Below are 19502 nucleotides of genomic sequence, written 5' to 3' on the forward strand. Positions count from 1 at the left end.
CGCATGCCTTAGTGAAAACAGGACTTCCCATGACAACAAGAAACCACTGCCTGGCCCTCGACGCACAGGACCCGCTGGCACCGCTGCGCAACCAGTTCGCGCTGCCCGACGGGGTGATCTATCTCGACGGCAACTCCCTCGGCGCCCGCCCGGTCGCGGCCCTGCAACGGGCGCAACAGGTGATTGCCGAGGAATGGGGCAATGGCCTGATCCGCAGCTGGAACACTGCCGGCTGGCGCGACCTGTCGCAGCGCCTGGGCGACCGCCTGGCCAAACTGATCGGCGCCGATGCCAACGAAGTGGTGATCACCGACACCACCTCGGTCAACCTGTTCAAGGTGCTCAGCGCCGCCTTGCGGGTGCAGGCGCTCAAGGCACCGCAGCGGCGGGTGATCGTCAGCGAGAGCAGCAACTTTCCCAGCGACCTGTACATCGCCGAAGGCCTGACCGAGATGCTGCAGCAGGGCTATTCCCTGCGCCTGGTGGACAGCCCCGAGGCGCTGCCCCAGGCGATTGGCGAAGACACTGCGGTGGTCATGCTGACCCACGTCAACTACAAGACCGGCTACATGCACGACATGCAGGCGGTGACCGCGCTGACCCACGAATGCGGCGCGCTGAGCCTGTGGGACCTGGCCCACTCCGCTGGCGCGGTGCCGGTGGACCTGAAGCAGGCCGGCGCCGACTACGCCATCGGCTGCACCTACAAATACCTCAACGGCGGCCCGGGCTCGCAAGCCTTCGCCTGGGTCTCGCCGGCCGTCTGCGATCTGGTCAGGCAGCCGCTGTCCGGCTGGTTCGGTCATGCGCGGCAGTTCGACATGGACGTGCAATATCAGCCGAGCAGCGGCATCGCCCGCTACCTGTGCGGCACCCAGCCGATCACGTCGCTGGCCATGGTCGAGTGCGGCCTGGAGATCTTCGAGCAGACCGACATGGCCAGCCTGCGGCGCAAGTCCCTGGCCCTGACCGACCTGTTCATCGAACGGGTGGAACAGCGCTGCGCGGCCCATGGCCTGAAGCTGGTCACCCCGCGCGAACACGACAAGCGCGGCAGCCATGTCAGCTTCGAGCACCCCGAAGGTTATGCGGTGATCCAGGCCCTGATCGCCCGGGGCGTGATCGGCGACTACCGCGAACCGCGGATCATGCGTTTCGGCTTCACGCCGCTGTACACCCGCTTCAGCGAAGTCTGGGACGCGGTGCAGATCCTCGGTGAAATCCTAGATGAAAAAACCTGGGCCCAGCCGCAGTTCCAGATCCGCCACAGCGTGACCTGAAACACCCCCCCTGTGGCCGCTGCCGCAGGCTGCGATCGGCTCGGTCCGCGTTCGGGCGCAGCAGGCGTAAGACCGGTGCACGCGGTGTAACCGAAACACCGCGTTGCCCGGTTTCACGACGACTTCGTCGCCGATCGCAGGCTGCGCCAGCGGCTACAAGCCAAGCCATTCCGTGTGCAAATAACAATAAAAGAGGCTCACAAACGTGACCACGACCAACAAGGGTTTTGCAGCGATTTCCAATCGTGAACAGGGCTTGCGCCGCCAGCTCACAGCCGGGCAGATGAGCATGATCGCCATCGGCGGGGCGATTGGCACCGGCCTGTTCATGGGCAGCGCCTACGCTATCGGTTACGCCGGGCCCAGCGTGCTGCTCAGCTACGCCATCGGCGCGCTGATCACCCTGCTGCTGATGGGCTGCCTGGCGGAAATGACCGTGGCCCATTCCACCTCCGGCTCCTTCGGCGCCTACGCCGAGTTCTACATCAGCCCGCTGGCCGGGTTCCTGGTGCGCTACGCCTATTGGGCGGCCATCGTGCTGGCGGTCGGCGCCGAGGTCACGGCCATCGCCATGTACATGAAGTACTGGTTCGCCCACGTGCCGGAATGGGTGTGGATCGTCTCGTTCTCCAGCGTGCTGATCCTGCTCAACGCCATCAGCGTGAAAACCTTCGGCAATTTCGAGTACTGGTTCTCCACCATCAAGATCGCCGCCATCGTCGGCTTCATCATCCTCGCGGTGTACGTGGTGTTCGGCTCCGGCAATGCCGACTACGGCCTGCACAATTACACCGCCCACGGCGGCTTTTTCCCCCACGGTGTGCAGGGCATGTGGATCGCGGTGATCGTCTCGATCTTCAGCTACCTGAGCGTGGAGATGATCGCGGTGGCCGCCGGCGAAGCCGAGGATCCGCAGCGGGCGGTGAAAAAGGCCTTTCGCGCGACCATGGTGCGGCTGGTGGTGTTCTACCTGCTGACCCTGGCGCTGATGCTGGCCATCGTGCCCTGGGTCCAGGCCGGCAAGGCGCAGAGCCCGTTCGTCACGGTGATGCAGACCATCGGCATTCCCGGCGCCACCGGGGTGATGAACTTCGTGATCCTGATCGCCGCGCTGTCGGCGATGAACAGCCAGCTGTACATCACCACGCGCATGATGTTCAGCCTGTCCCGCGGCGGTTATGCGCCCAAGTCCATGGGCGCCCTGAGCAAGAGCGGCATCCCGTTGAACGCCTTGCTGCTGTCCAGCTCGGGCATCGGCCTGGCGACGCTGATCAACGTGCTGTACCCGGAAAGCTCGTTCACCCTGATGATGGCGATCTCGATGTTCGGCGCGATCTTCACCTGGTTCATGATCTTCCTCACGCACTACTGCTTCCGCCGCTACCACCAGCGCCATGGCGAGCAGCAGTTGTCGTTCCGCATGCGCCTGTTCCCCTGGAGCACGTTGCTGGGCCTGGTGCTGATGGGCGCGGTGATGATCACCACCTACTTCACCGAGGCCTTCAAGATGACCCTGGTGTTCGGCGTGCCGTTCCTGCTGATCCTGACGGCGGTCTACTTCGCCTGCTTCAGAAAAAACCGGGCCGCCGCCGAGCTGAACCCGTCCAAGGTCTGACCCCAAACCTGTAGGAGCGAAGCTTGCTCGCGATCCGCGCAGCGGCCATTTACCGCAGCGTTGCGACGAACGCTCTTCGCGAGCAATCGAGCGTCGACCGGCTGCTCCTACAGGTGGCCCAGCGCTTCCAGGAGGGCCTTGGCGTAGGGCGGCAGGGCGTTGAAGTCGCGGGCGCAGAGCAGCAACTTGCGTTGCGCCCAGGCCTCCACCAGCGGCAGCACCTTGAGCGATGCATCCGGCCCCCGGCGTTCGATGGCGGCCCGGGGCACCACCGCCAATCCGGCGCCCCGGGCGACCATGCGCATGACTCCGTCGAAGCCGTCGGCGCGGATGCGGATCGCCATCCGCAGCCCCAGGTGCAAGGCCTGTTCTTCCAGGTACACGGCCAGGGCGCTGTGGGCGGCGAGGCCGACATAGTCGTGGTGCAGGCTGTCGCTGAAACTCACCGCCCGACCGTCCGCCAGCGGGTGGTGGGCGGGCAGGACCAGCACCAGCGGGTCGTCGCGAAACGCCAGGGTCTGCAGGTCCTGGGTATCCACCGCGTCGGAGACTATCCCCAGGTCCGCCGCGCCCTGGCGCAGGGCGTGGGTGATGCGCTGGCTGGGCAGTTCCTGCAGGTCGATGTCGAGGTTGGGGTGGGCGCAGAGAAAGTCCGCCAGCGGCTCCGGCAGGTATTCGGTGATCGCCGTGGTGTTGCACAACAGGTGCACCTGGCCTTTGACGCCCCGGGCATATTCGGCCAGGTCCTGGCGCAGGTGCTCGGCCTGTTGCAGCAGGCCGCGCGCGTGCTGGGCCAGGGCCTTGCCGGCGGGCGTCGGGCTCACGCCACGGCGGCCGCGCTGCAGGAACTCGGTGCCCAGGGACGCCTCCATGGCGCGGATTCGTGCGCTGGCCGCGGCCAGGGACAAATGGCTGCGGCTGGCGCCGGCGGTGATATTGCCGGCGTCGAGGATGTTCAAGTACAGGCGCAGGTCGGTCAGGTCGAAGTGCATGGGGGTGTCCTTGATAACGCCGCTGTGCGGCCATCACAGCCACTGAAAATCTACAGCCTCTCGTCAAACAAGAGGCTGCCTCAGTATATGGCAGATTTTCAGCCCACCGCCGCGGGCGCAGGATAGCGCCATGAACACTTCCCTCGCGTTTTACCAGAACCTCGGTTTGCTCCTGTCCTTGCTGGTGATCGGCACCTTTGTCCTGGCCGGCATGATCAAGGGCGTGATCGGCCTCGGCCTGCCAACCATCGCCATGGGGCTGCTCGGCCTGGCTATGGCGCCAACGCAGGCTGCGGCGTTATTGATCATCCCGGCGACCCTGACCAATGTCTGGCAGCTGGCATTCGGTGGGCATCTGTGGACGTTGCTCAAGCGCTTGTGGCCGCTGCTGCTGGCGATATTCATCGGCACTGGCCTGGGCAGCCTGTGGCTGGGCATCGACGGTGGGCATTGGGTGGTGCGGGCGCTGGGGGCGGCGTTATTGCTCTATGCCCTGAGCGGGTTGCTGCTGCCGACCCTGCGGCTGCGGCCGCGAATGGAAGCCTGGCTGGGCCCGGCCTGTGGCCTGGTGACGGGCGTCATCACCTCGGCCACCGGGGTGTTCGTGATTCCGGCGGTGCCTTATCTACAGGCGTTGGGGCTGCACAAGGACGAACTGGTGCAGGCCCTGGGGCTGTCGTTCACCGTCTCGACCCTGGCCCTGGCGGCCGGCCTGTACTGGCGCGGCGCCCTGGGCGGCGGCGAACTCAGCGCTTCGCTGCTGGCCCTGATCCCGGCCCTGCTCGGCATGTGGCTGGGCCAGGCACTGCGCCAGCGCATCAGCGCCGTGCTGTTCAAGCGGGTGTTTTTCAGCGGCCTGGCCCTGCTTGGTGCCCATCTACTAATCAGCGGCTAGCGGACGACGGGCTGAGCATGTCGATGCGGCGGATATCGAAGTCGCGCTCCAGGTAATCCATGCGCTTGTCGAAGAACGCCTTCATGTGCGGCAGGTTGGAGTGCACGTCCAGGTGCGCCTGGGATTCCCAGATCTCATAGAAGATGAACAGGCTCGGGTCCTGCTGGTCGCGCAGCATGTGGTATTCGATGCAGCCGGGTTCGGCGCGGCTCGGCTCGACATAGGCGCGAAACAGCACCTCGAAGGCCTCGGACATTTCCGGGCGGGTCTTGGCGTGAAGGATAAAACCGTGCTGTTCGGACATGCTGCGTTCCTGAGTAAAGGGAGTTTTAAAAATTCTACGACACGAATCCGCCGCTTATTCGTGCGTATTGGTCAAATGCTTTTTGCCTGGATCGCGCTTATTCATATCGTCTTTCAACGATATTCTCCGCCCCATCGTTTTTTAATCTTCTCGACCCGGCCCTGCAGCGCAGCGCCAAAGGGTTGTTCCTGATGAGGCTGGATCATGAAAAAAGTACTGTTGCTCAACGGTGGCAAGAAGTTCGCCCACTCCGACGGCCGCTATAACGCGACCCTGCATGAAGCTGCGGTGGCGGTGCTGGACCGTGGCGGCGTGGACGTCAAAGTCACCCACATCGACGAGGGCTACGACATCCAGGAAGAAGTGGCCAAGTTCCTCTGGGCCGACGTGATCGTCTACCAGATGCCGGGTTGGTGGATGGGCGCGCCGTGGATCGTGAAAAAGTACATCGACGAAGTCTTCACCGAGGGCCACGGCAGCCTCTACGCCAGCGATGGCCGCACCCGTTCCGATGCCTCGCAGAAGTACGGCAGCGGCGGCCTGATCCACGACAAGCAGTACATGCTGTCGCTGACTTGGAACGCTCCGCAGCAAGCCTTCGACGACCCGACCGACTTCTTCGAAGCCAAGGGCGTGGACGCGGTGTACTTCCCGTTCCACAAGGCCAACCAGTTCCTCGGCATGCGCGGCCTGCCGACTTTCCTCTGCGTCGACGTGATGAAGCGCCCGAACATCGAGGCCGACGTGCAGCGCTACGAAGAACACCTCAAGGCGGTGTTCAACCTCCCCGCGTAAATCCGGCTACTATCGGTGGCGTGCCACAAGCCTGACACAGGATGTAGCCGCTGCCGCAGGCTGCGATCGCCACCGAAGGGGGCGCAAGGTCGTGAGATCGCTGAAGGCCTTCGGCCTTATCGCAGCCTGCGGCAGCGGCTACAGGCGCCCAACCGAGATAGAGGACTTACGTGAAAGCCAGATCCGACGAACTCCAGATCTTCGTCTGCGTCATCGAGTGCGGTTCGATTTCCGCGGCGGCCGAGCAGGTCGGGCAGACGCCGTCGGCGGTCAGCCGCACCCTGTCGCGCCTGGAAACCAAGCTCGACACCACGCTGATCAACCGCACCACGCGGCGCATGGACCTGACCGAAGAGGGCAAGTATTTCTTCGAGCAGGCCAAGCTGATCCTCGACCAGATGGACGAACTCGAAGAGCGCCTGTCGTCCCGCCAGCAGACGCCGTCCGGGCGCCTGCGCATCAACGCCGCCTCGCCGTTCATGCTGCATGCCATCGTGCCCTACATCGCCGAATTCCGTAGCCTGTACCCGGACATCCAGCTGGAGCTCAACAGCAACGACCTGATCATCGACCTGCTGGAGCAGAGCACCGATATCGCGATCCGCATCGGCACCCTGGCGGACTCGACCCTGCATGCGCGCGCGCTCGGTTGCAGCCCGCTGCACATCCTCGCCAGCCCCGACTACCTGAAGCGGCACGGCACACCCGCCAGCGTGGCCGAGCTGAGCGACCATACCCTGCTGGGCTTCACCCAGACCGAAACCCTCAACCACTGGCCGCTGCGCCATGTGCACGGCGACCGCTGGCCGATCCAACCGGGCATCAGCGCCTCCAGCGGCGAGACGGTGCGCCACTTGGCGCTGGCAGGGCAGGGCATCGCTTGTCTGTCGCACTTCATGACCATCGACGACATCCGCGCCGGGCGCCTCACGCCGCTCCTCGCCCAGTTCAACAGCGGCTATCGCCAGCCGATCAACGCCGTGTACTACCGCAACTCGCAGCTGGCCCTGCGCATCCAGTGCTTCCTCGACTTTATCCAGGGCAAGCTGGCCGAGTACGCCAACCCGCAGTTCGAAGGCTGAACCGGGCTCCTGTCGCCGCCTGCCGGTGCGCCATCGCGGTTGCGACCTGACTGATCCATCCACGACAAACGGCTGCCTGCGGGCGGCCGTTTTGCGCTTGCCGTTTGCTCGAATCGCACCAATACGCCTAAGGTTCGTCTGGCCTGATAACAACTAAAAAGGACGGACTCCATGCGTATCCTGCTGTGCAAAACCCTGGCCCTGAGCGTGGCAATCGCCGCCAGCTCGCCGACCTTCGCCGCGTTGCTGGAGGGCGGTGCGGTCGCCGCGCCGAACCAGTATGGCGCCGATGTTGCGGCGCAGGTTCTGAAGAAGGGCGGCAACGCGGTGGACGCCGCGGTCGCCACCGCGTTCACCCTGGCGGTGACCTACCCCGAGGCCGGCAACATTGGCGGCGGCGGTTTCATGACCCTGTTCATCGACGGCAAACCCTACTTCCTCGACTACCGCGAAACCGCGCCCAAGGCCGCGACCCGCGACATGTACCTGAATGACAAAGGCGAGGTCATCGAGAACCTCAGCCTGGTCGGCGCGCGCGCCGCCGGGGTGCCGGGCACGGTGATGGGCCTGTGGGAGGCGCACAAGAAGTTCGGCAAGTTGCCCTGGAGCGAACTGATCACCCCGGCGGTGGGCTATGCGAAAAACGGTTTCAAGGTCGCCGACAAGCAGTACCAGTACCGCGAGGACGCGCTGAAGCTGTTCAAGGACAGCACCAACTTCGGCGACTATTTCGGCAGCATGAAAGTCGGCGAAACCTTCCGCCAGCCGGAGCTGGCCGCGACCCTGGAACGCATCGCCGACCAGGGCGCCAAGGAGTTCTACGAGGGCAAGACCGCCGACCTGCTGGTGGCGCAGATGCAGGCCGACAAAGGCCTGATCACCAAGCAGGACCTGCAGGACTACAAGGTCGCCTGGCGTGAGCCGCTGCAGGTCAACTGGCGCGGCAACACCCTGTACACCGCGCCGCCGCCCAGCTCTGGCGGCGTCGCCCTGGCGCAACTGATGACCATCAAGGAAGAACGCACGGCGGACTTCAAGGGCGTCGCGCTGAACTCGGCCAAGTACATCCACCTGCTGGCGGAAATCGAAAAACGCGTGTTCGCCGACCGCGCCGATTACCTTGGCGACCCGGCGTTCTCCGAGGTGCCGGTCAAGCAGCTGACCGATCCGGCCTACCTGAAAAAACGCGCCGCCGAGATCAACCCGACGGCCATCTCGCCCACCGAAAAAGTCCGCCCGGGCCTGGAGCGGCACCAGACCACGCACTTCTCCATCGTTGATGCCGACGGCAACGCGGTGAGCAATACCTACACCCTCAACTGGGACTACGGCAGCGGCGTGGTGGTCAAGGGCGCGGGCTTCCTGCTCAACGACGAAATGGACGACTTCAGCGCCAAGCCCGGGGTGGCCAACGCCTTTGGCGTGGTCGGCGGCGACGCCAACGCCATCGCGCCGGGCAAGCGCATGCTGTCGTCCATGAGCCCGAGCCTGGTGACCCGCGACGGCAAGGTCACCCTGGTGCTGGGCACGCCGGGCGGGTCGCGGATCTTCACCTCGATCTTCCAGGTGCTGAACAACCTCTACGACTTCGACCTGCCGCTGGAAAAAGCCGTGGCCGCGCAGCGCGTGCATCACCAGTTGCTGCCCAAGGACACTATTTACTACGACACCTACGCACCGCTCACCGGCAAGGTCGCCGACGAGCTGAAAGCCCTGGGCTACACCCTGGAAGACCAGGGCTGGGAGATGGGCGATATCCAGGCAATCCGGGTCACCGGCCGCCAGTTGGAAACGGCCTCCGACCCGCGCGGACGCGGCGTGGGCAAAGTCGTCAAATAACCTGCACCTGTAGGAGCGAGCTTGCTCGCGATGGCGTCCTGCCTGACCCACCGCGTGGTCTTGATCGCGAGCAAGCTCGCTCCTACAGAAAGCCATTCCTCCCCGTGGCCACTGGCTACGGGGTTCTGCTCCTTGCGCTACAGCGGATGAAAATCCCCCTCGCCAATTTTCATTATTCGCGACACGACCTGTCTGTCCGCGACAAAGCGTGTCTCTGTGCGAAAGTTACTTTCATGTGGTTTGAAAATCCGGTCGCAAAATGATTTATGAGTTTCATAAGCATTCGACGTGACCCTTTTTCGAGGAGTACCGCATGACACCTGCATCGGGCTACTGGCTGCTGGGCTATGCCGCCATCGCCATCATCGCGCTGATCGTCCTGATCGCGCGTTACCGGATCAATCCGTTCATTGTCATCACCCTGGTCTCGGTGGGCCTGGCGTTGATGGCCGGGATGCCGCCGTCCGGCGTGGTCGGGGCCTACGAGGCGGGTGTCGGCAAGACCCTCGGGCACATCGCCCTGGTGGTGGCCCTGGGCACCATGCTCGGCAAGATGATGGCCGAGTCCGGTGGCGCGGAGCAGGTGGCGCGGACCCTGATCGACCGTTTCGGCGAGCGCAACGCGCACTGGGCGATGGTCTGCATCGCCTTCCTGGTGGGCCTGCCGCTGTTCTTCGAGGTCGGTTTCGTGTTGCTGGTGCCGATCGCCTTCACCGTGGCGAAGCGTGTCGGTGTGTCGATCCTGATGGTCGGCCTGCCGATGGTCGCCGGCCTGTCGGTGGTGCATGCCCTGGTGCCGCCGCACCCGGCGGCGATGCTGGCGGTGCAGGCCTATCAGGCGTCGGTGGGGCAGACCCTGCTGTACGCGATCCTGATCGGCATTCCCACGGCGATCATCGCCGGCCCCCTGTACGCCAAGTTCATCGTGCCGCGCATCCAGCTGCCGGCGGAAAACCCGCTGGCGCGCCAGTTCATCGAGCGTGAGCCGCGCACCCGCCTGCCCAGTTTTTCGATCACCATGGCCACCATCCTGTTGCCGGTGGTGCTGATGCTGATCGGCGGCTGGGCCAACCTGATCTCCACCCCGGGCAGCGGCCTCAACCAGTTCCTGCTGTTTATCGGCAACTCGGTGATCGCCCTGTTGCTGGCGACCCTGCTGAGCTTCTGGACCCTCGGCCTGGCCCAGGGCTTCAACCGCGAATCGATCCTCAGGTTCACCAACGAATGCCTGGCGCCGACCGCCAGCATCACCCTGCTGGTGGGCGCCGGCGGCGGCCTGAACCGGATCCTGGTGGACGCCGGGGTCACCGACCAGATCGTCGGCCTGGCCCATGAATTCCAGCTGTCGCCGCTGCTGATGGGCTGGCTGTTCGCCGCGCTGATGCGCATCGCCACCGGCTCGGCCACCGTGGCCATGACCACCGCCTCGGGCGTGGTGGCGCCGGTGGCCATCGGCCTGGGCTATCCCCACCCGGAACTGCTGGTGCTGGCCACCGGCGCTGGGTCGGTGATCTTCTCCCACGTCAACGACGGCGGCTTTTGGCTAATCAAGGAATACTTCAATATGACCGTGACCCAGACCTTCAAGACCTGGACGGTGCTGGAGACCCTGATCTCGGTGGTCGCCTTCGCCCTGACCGTCGGTCTTGCCCAACTGCTTTGAGCCCAGGTGCCGTCCATGGACATCCTCTACCAGATCCGTTCCCGCCAGGACTCCTTCAGCGCCGGCGAGGGCCGCATCGCCCGCTTGATGCTGGATGACGTCGGCTTCGCCGCCTCGGCCAGCCTGGAACAGCTGGCGCAGCAGGCGGAAGTCAGCGCCGCCACCCTGTCGCGGTTTGCCCGCAGCGTGGGCTGTCGCGACCTGCGCGACCTGCGCCTGCAACTGGCCCAGGCCAGCGGCGTCGGCAGCCGTTTTCTCGACCCGGCGGGCACCCCGGAGCAGTCGGGTTTCTACCGGCAGATCGTCGGCGATATCGAGTCGACCCTGCACCAGCACCTGGCGGGGTTCGACGAGTCGCGCTTTCGCGATGCGGTGCGCTTGCTGGGCAAGGCGCAGATGATTCACGCCTTCGGCATGGGCGGCTGTTCCACCTTGTGCAGCGACGAATTGCAGGTGCGCCTGGTGCGCCTCGGTTACCCCATCGCCGCCTGCCACGACCCGGTGATGATGCGGGTGACCGCCGCGGCCCTGGGCCCGCAACACGCGCTGATCGCCTGCTCCCTGACCGGCATCACCCCCGAATTGCTGGAGACCGTCGAACTGGCCCGCAGCTACGGCGCCAGCGTGCTCGCCATCACCCTGGCCGACTCGCCGCTGGCGGAGCTGGCGGATGTGCTGCTGCCGCTGCAGAGCGCCGAGACCTCCTTCATCTACAAACCCACGGCCGCGCGCTACGGCATGCTGTTGGCCATCGATGTGCTGGCCACCGAGCTGGCGCTGGCCCTGCCCGAAGACAACCAGGAACGCCTGCGCCGCATCAAGCTGGCCCTGGACGATTACCGCGGCGGCGACGATTGCCTGCCGCTGGGAGACTGACATGCTTTACGACACCCTGATCCGCAACGCCCTGGTGATCGACGGCAGCGACCGCCCGGCTTACCCCGCCGATGTCGCCCTGCTCGAGGGCCGCATCGCCCGCATCGGCGACCTGCAAGGCGCCCGCGCCAGCGAAGAAATCGACGCCGCCGGGCGGGTGCTGGCCCCCGGTTTTATCGACGTGCACACCCACGACGACACCGTGGTGATCCGCCAGCCGCAGATGCTGCCCAAGCTCAGCCAGGGCGTGACCACGGTGATCGTCGGCAACTGCGGCATCAGTGCCTCGCCGGTGAATCTGCGCGGCGAGCCACCGGACCCGATGAACCTTCTGGGCAGCCAGGCGGCCTTCGTCTACCCGCGTTTTCGCGACTACCGCGCGGCGGTGGACGCCGCGCAGCCGGCGGTCAATGTGGCGGCGCTGATCGGCCACACGGCGCTGCGCAGCAACCACCTGGACGACCTGTATCGCACCGCCACGGCCGAGGAAATCGCCGCCATGCGCGAGCAGTTGCGGGCCAGCCTGGAAGACGGCGCCCTCGGCTTATCCACAGGCCTGGCCTACGCCAGCGCCTTCTCGGCCGAGACCGACGAGGTGCTGCAACTGGCCGCGGAACTGAGCGCCTTCGGCGCGGTGTACACCACCCACCTGCGCAGTGAGTTCGAGCCGGTGCTGGAGGCCATGGACGAGGCGTTCCTGATCGGCCGCCAGGCCAAGGCACCGGTGATCATTTCCCACCTCAAATGTGCGGGGGCGGGCAATTGGGGCCGTAGCCCACAGTTGCTGGCGTCCCTGGAGCAGGCGGCGAAAGACCATCCGGTGGGCTGCGACTGCTACCCCTACGCGGCCAGTTCCTCGACCCTCGACCTCAAGCAGGTCACCGATGCCTTTCGCATCACCATCACCTGGTCCACCCCGCACCCGGAACTGGGCGGCCGCGACCTGATGGACATCGCCATCGAGTGGGGCACGACTCTGCTGGAGGCCGCGCGGCGCCTGCAACCGGCCGGCGCGGTGTACTACGGCATGGACGAAGCCGATGTGCGGCGCATTCTTGCCCACCCGCTGTCGATGATCGGTTCCGACGGCCTGCCGGAAGACCCGTTCCCCCATCCACGGCTGTGGGGCGCCTTTCCACGGGTACTCGGGCACTTCAGCCGCGACCTCGGCCTGTTCCCGCTGCACACCGCGGTGCACAAGATGACTGGCCTGTCGGCGGCGCGTTTCGGCCTCAAGCAGCGTGGCGAAATCCGCGAAGGGCACTGGGCCGACCTGGTGCTGTTCGACCCGGCGCGGGTCCGCGATGTCGCCGACTTCAAAAGCCCGCAACAAGCGGCCGAGGGGATCGACGGCGTGTGGGTCAACGGCGTGCGCAGCTATGCCGAAGGCCAGGCCAATGGCCGCCGGGAGGGGCGCTTCCTGGCGCGGCAAGGGGATTTGCGCGAAGGGTTCAACGGCTGAAGGCGTGCGGCGTCGAATAGGTGAACACCGTCACAATGGTGGCCTGATGATATTAAAGAAAGCCTTGGCCTAGCCGAAGTGCTGACATCCACCTGCTATACCGTGGACATCTTTCATCAGGGAGTCGTGCAATGAGCTTTGGCAAAACCACCCCCATCCTGCGGATTTTCGACGAGGCCAAGGCGCGGGAGTTTTATATCGACTTCCTGGGCTTCACGCTCGACTGGCAGCATCGCTTCGAAGACAACTTCCCGCTGTATATGCAGGTGTCGCGTGGGGAGTGCGTGCTGCACCTGTCGGAGCACCATGGCGACAGCACGCCGGGCTCTGCGTTGCGCATCGAGACCGACGAGCTGGAAGCCTTCCAGCAGCAGTTGCTGGCCAAGGATTACCGCTTCGCCCACCCACAGATCCAGGCCATGCCCTGGGGTAGCCAGGACCTGACGGTACTCGATCCGTTCGGCAATCGGCTGGTGTTTACCAACGCCATTTGCGTCTGAGCCAGCGCTTCGCATCTTGCGCCTGGACCTTGTAGCCGCTGCCGAGCGCAGCGAGGCTGCGACAGGACCGCAGGTCCTCCAGCGGTCTCAAGAACCTTGCGCCCCCTGCGGGGTCGATCGCAGCCTCGCGGGCTCGGCAGCGGCTACAGGGTTAGGGTGTTCGCTGGGTCTGCCGGAATTCTCCCGGGGTCATGCCGGTGCGGCTTTTGAAGGTCCGGTGAAAGGAGCGCTGTTCGGTAAAGCCCAGGTATTGGGAAATATCGTGAATCGCCAGATCGCTGTGCAGCAGGTAATGCTCGGCGAGCTCCTGGCGCAGGTCATCGAGAATCTGCTGGTAGCCGGTGCCGGCCTGTTGCAGCTGGCGCTGCAGGGTGCGCACGGAGGTGGCCAGTTGTTTCGCCACCTGCTCCTTGCGTGGCAGGCCTTCCTTGAGCAGCTGGCGCAGAACGTTTTTCACCTGTTGCGGCAGCGGCGCATCGCTTAGCGAGGCCATCAGGCCCAGGGCATGTTCCTCCAGGGTACGCAGCAACTGGGCGTCGGCCTGGCGCAGGGGCAACTGCATGTATTGCGCAGGCGCGATCAGCGCCGAATAGGCTTGGTCGAACAGCACCGGGCTGCCGAAAAATGCCTCGTACTGGGCCAGCTCGGCCCCCGCCGGCAGCGAATGCTCGAACCACACGGCGATGGGGCTCAACCGGGTATCGGCGATCCACTGTGCGTACAGCAGCCACGACGCCAGCACGTTCTCCACCATGTGCCGGCGCGAGGTGGGGCGCTGGTGGCGGCAGCTCCAGGTCAAGTGGATTTGCCCGTCGACCTGCTCGGCACGGCTGACGCCCATGTCGCCCACCAGCTTCTCGAACGGCATGATCCGGTTCATCGCGTCGCCCAGGGTCGCGCAGTTCATGGTGATGTAGCCCAGCACGTTCCACGAGTTGGGCAGTACGAACCGCGCCGAGTTGAGCCCGAACAACGGGTCTGCCGAATGCTCGCAGAAATAGTCCAGCAAACGCTCATGGGCCTCGCCGGGCAGGCGCAGGCTGTTGTCGCTCAATTGCCCGGCCTGCAAGCCCGCGGCCGCCAGCGCAGGTTCAATGGCGATACCCAGCTGCTCGGCATAGCGCAGGTACTTGAGCAGCGGTGGGACCGAGGTGTAGCCGAGGCTGTGCATGGTGGGTTTCCTGGCGCCGGGACGTGGATGGACGCGCGCGGGAACCGAGTGGGAGGCTGTTCCAGCAGGCGTCGGCGCCCTGAAAGGTAATTTGAAAGCGGGACTAAAGTAAATGCTTCGGCCCCTTGTCCCCGGCTGACCCAATTGGCTACTCGAACTGGCCTGATGCGACCGTGACACCCGTGCGCCGCGAACTAGTATGGAGGCCTTGCAAACCAACACTTACAAGCACGACACAAGGGGCACAGGCATGCGACGCTGGAACGGCTGGGGCGAACAAAGCACGGTGGTCGAATTGCCCGCCCAGGGCGCGGGGTTTCTTGCGCAGCGTATCGGCGCGGGGAGCCGACTGGCGGATGCTTCGCTGGAAACCGCGTTGGCCCGGGTGCCGCCGTCGCGCCTGATGCCCCATGCGCTGTACAGCATCGAGGCCCATGACCGGCTGCTGCATGCCCGCGGCCAGAGCCTGCCGGACTGGCTGGCCCTGCGCGAAGGCACGCTGGAGCGCTACCCGGACGGCGTGGCCTTTCCCGATAGCGCCGAGCAGGTTCGCCAGTTGCTGGCCCTGGCCGAACAGCAGGACCTGTGCCTGATCCCCTACGGCGGCGGCACCTCGGTGGCCGGCCACATCAACCCACCCGTTTCGACGCGGCCGGTACTGACCGTGTCCATGGCGCGGATGAATCGCCTGCTGGAGCTGGACGAAAGCAGCCTGATCGCCACCTTCGGCCCCGGTGCCAGCGGCCCGCAGGTGGAAAGCCAGTTGCGCGCCCGCGGCTATACCCTGGGGCACTTCCCGCAGTCCTGGGAGCTGTCGACCCTGGGCGGCTGGGTCGCCAGCCGCTCCAGTGGCCAGCAGTCCCTGCGCTACGGGCGCATCGAGCAGTTGTTCGCCGGCGGCACCCTGGAAACCTTCGCCGGCCCCTTGCAGATTCCCGCGTTCCCGGCGTCGGCCGCGGGGCCGGACCTGCGCGAGGTGGTGCTGGGTTGCGAGGGCCGCTTCGGGATCATTTCCTCGGTCAAGGTGCGGGTCAGCGCGCTGGTCGAGGACGAGCGCTTCTATGGCGTGTTCCTGCCGGACTGGCCCAAGGCGCTGCAGGCCATCCGCCAACTGGCCCAGGCCCGGGTGCCGCTGTCCATGCTGCGGCTGTCGAACGCGGTGGAAACCGAGACCCAGCTGGCCCTGGCCGGCCATCCGCGGCAGATCGCCTGGCTGGAGAAATACCTGAAGCTGCGCGGGGCGGGGCAGGGCAAGTGCCTGCTGACCTTCGGCGTGACCGGCAACCGCCAGCAGAACGCCCTGTCCCTGCGCCAGGCCAGGCAGCACCTGAAAGCCTTCGGCGGGGTGTTCACCGGCACCTTGCTGGGCAACAAGTGGGCGCATAACCGCTTTCGTTTTCCCTACCTGCGCGAGAGCCTCTGGCATGCCGGCTATGTGGTCGACACCCTGGAGACCGCCACCGACTGGAGCAATGTCGACAACCTGTTGCAGCGCATCGAGGCCAGCCTGCGCGATTGCCTGGCGGCCGAAGGCGAACAGGTCCATGTCTTCACCCACCTGTCGCATGTCTACGGCGAAGGCTCGAGCATCTACAGCAGCTACGTGTTCCGCCCGGCCGCGGATTACCCGGCCACCCTGGCCCGCTGGAAGGCGCTAAAGCATGCGGCCAGCCAGACCATCGTCGAGCACGGCGGCACCATCAGCCACCAGCACGGCGTGGGCAAGGACCACGCGCCCTACCTGGTGCACGAAAAAGGCGAACTGGCGATCGCCGCCCTGCGCAGCCTCAGCCGGCACTTCGACCCTGCCGGGCGCCTCAACCCCGGCACCCTGCTGGAGGAGTAAGGCCCATGAGCACGGATTGGAATGCCCAATGGCGCCAGGCACAGCTGCCGACCCTGGCGGGCCAGAGCTGGGACCTGATCGTGATCGGCGGCGGCATCAGCGGGGCCGGGATCCTGCGTGAGGCGGCGCGGCGCGGCTGGCTCTGCCTGCTGCTGGAACAGCGCGACTTTGCCTGGGGCACTTCCAGCCGCTCTTCGAAGATGGTCCATGGCGGCCTGCGCTACATCGCCAAGGGCCAATGGCGCCTGACCCGCGATTCGGTGCGCGAACGCCAGCGCCTGCTCGACGAAGCGCCCGGGCTGGTGGAGCCCATGAGCTTTCTGATGCCGCACTATCGCGGTGTGTTTCCCGGGCCGCGGGTGTTCGGTGGCCTGCTGGCGGTGTACGACGCCCTGGCCGGGCGGCGCAACCATCGTTTCCACGACGTCGAGCAGATGCGTTACCTGGCGCCCGGCATCAAGGCCGAAGGCTTGCTGGGCGGCTCGTGTTTTCTCGATGCCCTGACCGACGATGCCCGGCTGGTGATGCGGGTGCTGGCCGAGGCGCGGGCCGATGGCGCCCAGGCGTTCAATGGCCTGCGTGTGCAGCAGGTGCTGCGCGAACGGGGGCGAGTGTGCGGAGTGTCGGTCGAGGACGTGGAAAGCGGCCAGGCGCTGACCCTGCGTTGCGCGGTGCTGGCGGTGGCGAGCGGGGCCTGGGCCGGGCGTTTCGCGCCGCCTGGCGAGAACCGCCACTTGCGGCCCTTGCGCGGCAGCCACCTGTTGCTGCCCGGCTGGCGCTTGCCGGTGGCCCAGGCATTCAGCTTCCTGCATGACAGCGACCGGCGCCCGGTGTTCGTGTTTCCCTGGGAAGGCGCCACCGTGGTCGGCACCACCGACCTCGATCACCGCGAAGACCTCGACCAGAGCGCGCGCATCAGTGCCGAGGAGCTGGCCTATCTGCTGGCGGCCTGCGAGCAGCAATTTCCCGAGGCGCGCATCGGCGCCGCCGATGTGCTGTCGACCTGGTCCGGGGTGCGCCCGGTGGTGGGCAGCGCCGACGCGGCGGGCAAGCCTTCCAGTGAAACCCGCGAGCATGCGCTGTGGTGCGAGCCGGGCTGCGTGACCCTGGCCGGCGGCAAGCTGACCACCTTTCGTACCCAGGCCCTCGAGGTGTTGCAGGCCTGTGCGGCGATGCTCGGGCGGACCCTGGACGATGCCGACGCGGCGGTGTTCGCGGCCGTGCCGGCGGTGGAGGTCGCGGGCCTGAGCAGCGGCCAGCTGCGCCGCCTGGCCGGGCGCCATGGGCGCGACCTGCCGCGACTGGCGCAATGGCTGGCGCAGCTGGGATGCGGCTGCGTCGGCAGCAGCGACACCTTGTGGGCCGAGCTGGCGTTTGCCGCCCAAAGCGAGATGGTCCTGCACCTGGACGACCTGCTGCTGCGCCGCACCCGCCTGGGCCTGTTGCTGGCCAACGGCGCGGCGGCCGAACTGCCGGCGATCCGCGCCCTGTGCCAGCCCCTGCTCGGTTGGGACGACGCGCGCTGGGAACAGGAACAACAGCGTTATCACGACCTGTGGCTGCGTTATCACAGCCTGCCCGAGGTTGCCTATAGAAGCCTACCCAAGAGCCATCCATGAACAACGACAAGCCCTATCTGCTGGCGATCGACAATGGCACCCAGAGCGTGCGGGCCCTGTTGTTCGACCTGCAAGGCAACCTGCTGGGCAAGGGCAAGGTCGAGTTGCAGGCCTACTATTCCAGCCAACCCGGCTGGGCCGAGCAGGACCCCGATTACTACTGGCGCAAACTCGGCGAGGCCTGCCAGCAGTTGTGGCAGCAGACCGGCATCGATCGCCGGCAGATCCGCGGCGTGTCGCTGACGACCCAGCGCGGCACCCTGATCAACGTCGATGCCGACGGCAAGCCCTTGCGTCCGGCGATCCTCTGGCTCGACCAGCGCCAGACCGAAGTCGAGGGCGATATCAAGGGGCCCTGGAGCTGGCTGTTCAAGCTGATCGGGGCCCAGGCCACGGTGGACTACTTTCGCGCCCAGGCCGAGGTCAACTGGATCGCCCGGCACCAGCCCGACGTCTGGGCGGCCACCGACAAGCTGTTGCTGCTGTCGGGCTTTCTCACCCATCGGCTGACCGGGAACTTTGTCGACTCGGTCGGCTGTTGCGTGGCCTTTTTGCCCTTCGACTACAAGCGCCTGCGCTGGGCCGCGCCCCGTGACTGGAAATGGCAGGCCCTGGCGGTGCGTCCCGAGCAGCTGCCGAGCCTGCGCAAGCCGGGCGAGGTCCTGGGGCATATCAGCGCCGCGGCCAGCCAACTGACCGGGATTCCCGAAGGCCTGCCGCTGATTGCCGCGGGGGCCGACAAGGCCTGTGAAGTGCTGGGTTCCGGGGTGCAGGACAGCAGCACCGCCTGCCTGTCCTACGGCACCACGGCGACCATCACCACCACCCGGTCCCGCTACCGGGAAATCATCCCGCTGATCCCGCCTTACCCCTCGGCGATGCCCGACCATTACAACTGCGAAGTGATGATCTATCGCGGCTACTGGATGGTCAGCTGGTTCAAGCAGGAGTTCGGCCTGCGGGAAATGCAGCAGGCCCGCGAGCAGGGGCTGGAGCCGGAGGTGTTGTTCGATGCGTTGGTCAACGCGGTGCCGCCCGGCTCCATGGGGCTGATGCTGCAACCTTACTGGTCGCCCGGAATCCGCGAGCCGGGCGTCGAGGCCAAGGGCGCGATGATCGGCTTTGGCGATGTGCACACCCGGGCGCATATCTACCGGGCGATTCTCGAGGGCCTGGCTTACGCCCTGCGCCAGGGCAAGGAACGCATCGAGCAGCGCACCCGCACCCCGATTACCTGCTTGCGGGTGGCCGGCGGCGGTTCCCAGAGCGACGCGGCCATGCAATTGACGGCAGACATTTTCGGCCTGCCCGCCGAGCGTCCGCATGTGTACGAAGCCTCCGGGCTTGGCGCGGCGATTGCCTGTGCGGTCGGGCTGGGCCTGTACCCGGATTTCCCCACGGCCATTGCCGGCATGACCCGCGTCGCCGAGGTCTTCCAGCCGCAACCCCAGGCGCAGCAGCTCTATCAACGGCTGTACCGCGAGGTGTATGTGCGCATGTACCGCCAGCTCAGCCCGCTGTACCGCAGTATTCGCGAGATCACCGGTTACCCGGCCTGAACCC

The 19502-nt window shown here is 65.9% G+C and carries 15 protein-coding genes and 1 pseudogene; 13 read left to right on the plus strand and 3 right to left on the minus strand.

Features of this window, described 5'->3' with window-relative positions:
- The first annotated feature begins 29 nt into the window (after nucleotides 1-29).
- Together kynU and AC07PQ_RS08680 are read left to right on the plus strand one after the other, a co-directional pair.
- Nucleotides 30-1280, plus strand: coding sequence for a kynureninase (gene kynU / locus AC07PQ_RS08675; RefSeq protein WP_493185345.1), 1251 nt, complete (start codon nucleotides 30-32; stop codon nucleotides 1278-1280).
- A 205-nt stretch (nucleotides 1281-1485) separates the two neighbouring features.
- Nucleotides 1486-2909: pseudogene (locus AC07PQ_RS08680) on the plus strand (amino acid permease).
- A gap of 93 nt (nucleotides 2910-3002) precedes the next feature.
- Here AC07PQ_RS08680 and AC07PQ_RS08685 read toward each other — a convergent pair.
- Nucleotides 3003-3887: a LysR family transcriptional regulator gene (locus tag AC07PQ_RS08685; RefSeq protein WP_493185346.1), complete on the minus strand. Its 885-nt coding sequence runs from the start codon at nucleotides 3885-3887 to the stop codon at nucleotides 3003-3005.
- A 130-nt stretch (nucleotides 3888-4017) separates the two neighbouring features.
- Here AC07PQ_RS08685 and AC07PQ_RS08690 point away from each other — a divergent pair, with 130 nt between their 5' ends.
- Nucleotides 4018-4782 (plus strand): sulfite exporter TauE/SafE family protein, encoded by a 765-nt coding sequence (locus AC07PQ_RS08690; RefSeq protein WP_102680992.1) that lies wholly within the window; start codon nucleotides 4018-4020, stop codon nucleotides 4780-4782.
- Here AC07PQ_RS08690 and AC07PQ_RS08695 read toward each other — a convergent pair.
- Nucleotides 4772-5086, minus strand: coding sequence for a putative quinol monooxygenase (locus AC07PQ_RS08695; RefSeq protein ID WP_493185347.1), 315 nt, complete (start codon nucleotides 5084-5086; stop codon nucleotides 4772-4774). The two genes, AC07PQ_RS08690 and AC07PQ_RS08695, sit on opposite strands and share 11 nt — an antisense overlap.
- A gap of 204 nt (nucleotides 5087-5290) precedes the next feature.
- On the opposite strand from AC07PQ_RS08695, the gene mdaB reads away from it, so the two are divergent.
- The 7 genes from mdaB to AC07PQ_RS08730 all read left to right on the plus strand — a co-directional run bounded on the left by mdaB (nucleotide 5291) and on the right by AC07PQ_RS08730 (nucleotide 13303).
- Nucleotides 5291-5881: an NADPH:quinone oxidoreductase MdaB gene (gene mdaB / locus AC07PQ_RS08700; protein ID WP_007927414.1), complete on the plus strand. Its 591-nt coding sequence runs from the start codon at nucleotides 5291-5293 to the stop codon at nucleotides 5879-5881.
- A gap of 170 nt (nucleotides 5882-6051) precedes the next feature.
- Nucleotides 6052-6963, plus strand: a complete 912-nt coding sequence (locus AC07PQ_RS08705; protein WP_007932451.1) for a LysR family transcriptional regulator — start codon at nucleotides 6052-6054, stop codon at nucleotides 6961-6963.
- A 171-nt stretch (nucleotides 6964-7134) separates the two neighbouring features.
- On the plus strand, nucleotides 7135-8802 hold the full coding sequence (gene ggt, locus AC07PQ_RS08710; protein WP_493185348.1) for a gamma-glutamyltransferase: 1668 nt from the start codon (nucleotides 7135-7137) through the stop codon (nucleotides 8800-8802).
- Nucleotides 8803-9115: 313 nt separating this feature from the next.
- Nucleotides 9116-10465: a GntT/GntP/DsdX family permease gene (locus AC07PQ_RS08715; RefSeq protein ID WP_053259569.1), complete on the plus strand. Its 1350-nt coding sequence runs from the start codon at nucleotides 9116-9118 to the stop codon at nucleotides 10463-10465.
- A 15-nt stretch (nucleotides 10466-10480) separates the two neighbouring features.
- Nucleotides 10481-11341, plus strand: coding sequence for a MurR/RpiR family transcriptional regulator (locus tag AC07PQ_RS08720; RefSeq protein WP_007932463.1), 861 nt, complete (start codon nucleotides 10481-10483; stop codon nucleotides 11339-11341).
- 1 nt (nucleotide 11342) lies between these two features.
- On the plus strand, nucleotides 11343-12803 hold the full coding sequence (locus AC07PQ_RS08725) for an N-acyl-D-amino-acid deacylase family protein (protein WP_493185349.1): 1461 nt from the start codon (nucleotides 11343-11345) through the stop codon (nucleotides 12801-12803).
- A 131-nt stretch (nucleotides 12804-12934) separates the two neighbouring features.
- Nucleotides 12935-13303 carry a glyoxalase superfamily protein gene (locus tag AC07PQ_RS08730; RefSeq protein ID WP_007932466.1) on the plus strand — a complete coding sequence of 123 codons (369 nt, stop codon included), beginning with the start codon at nucleotides 12935-12937 and terminating at the stop codon, nucleotides 13301-13303.
- A gap of 151 nt (nucleotides 13304-13454) precedes the next feature.
- On the opposite strand, the gene gliR is transcribed toward AC07PQ_RS08730, so the two are convergent.
- A complete protein-coding gene (gliR, locus tag AC07PQ_RS08735; RefSeq protein ID WP_493185350.1) occupies nucleotides 13455-14474 on the minus strand; it encodes an AraC family transcriptional regulator GliR in 1020 nt (339 codons plus the stop codon).
- A gap of 250 nt (nucleotides 14475-14724) precedes the next feature.
- Here gliR and AC07PQ_RS08740 point away from each other — a divergent pair, with 250 nt between their 5' ends.
- From AC07PQ_RS08740 to AC07PQ_RS08750, 3 genes are read left to right on the plus strand one after another with little or no spacing between them, the layout of a single operon-like run.
- Nucleotides 14725-16320, plus strand: a complete 1596-nt coding sequence (locus AC07PQ_RS08740; protein WP_493185351.1) for an FAD-binding oxidoreductase — start codon at nucleotides 14725-14727, stop codon at nucleotides 16318-16320.
- A gap of 5 nt (nucleotides 16321-16325) precedes the next feature.
- Nucleotides 16326-17939: a glycerol-3-phosphate dehydrogenase/oxidase gene (locus AC07PQ_RS08745; RefSeq protein WP_493185352.1), complete on the plus strand. Its 1614-nt coding sequence runs from the start codon at nucleotides 16326-16328 to the stop codon at nucleotides 17937-17939.
- Nucleotides 17936-19498 (plus strand): FGGY-family carbohydrate kinase, encoded by a 1563-nt coding sequence (locus tag AC07PQ_RS08750; RefSeq protein WP_007932474.1) that lies wholly within the window; start codon nucleotides 17936-17938, stop codon nucleotides 19496-19498. Before AC07PQ_RS08745 ends, AC07PQ_RS08750 begins: the two co-directional genes overlap by 4 nt.
- The last annotated feature ends 4 nt before the right edge of the window (nucleotides 19499-19502 follow it).

Source organism: Pseudomonas sp. GW821-FHT09E12 (assembly GCF_059416085.1).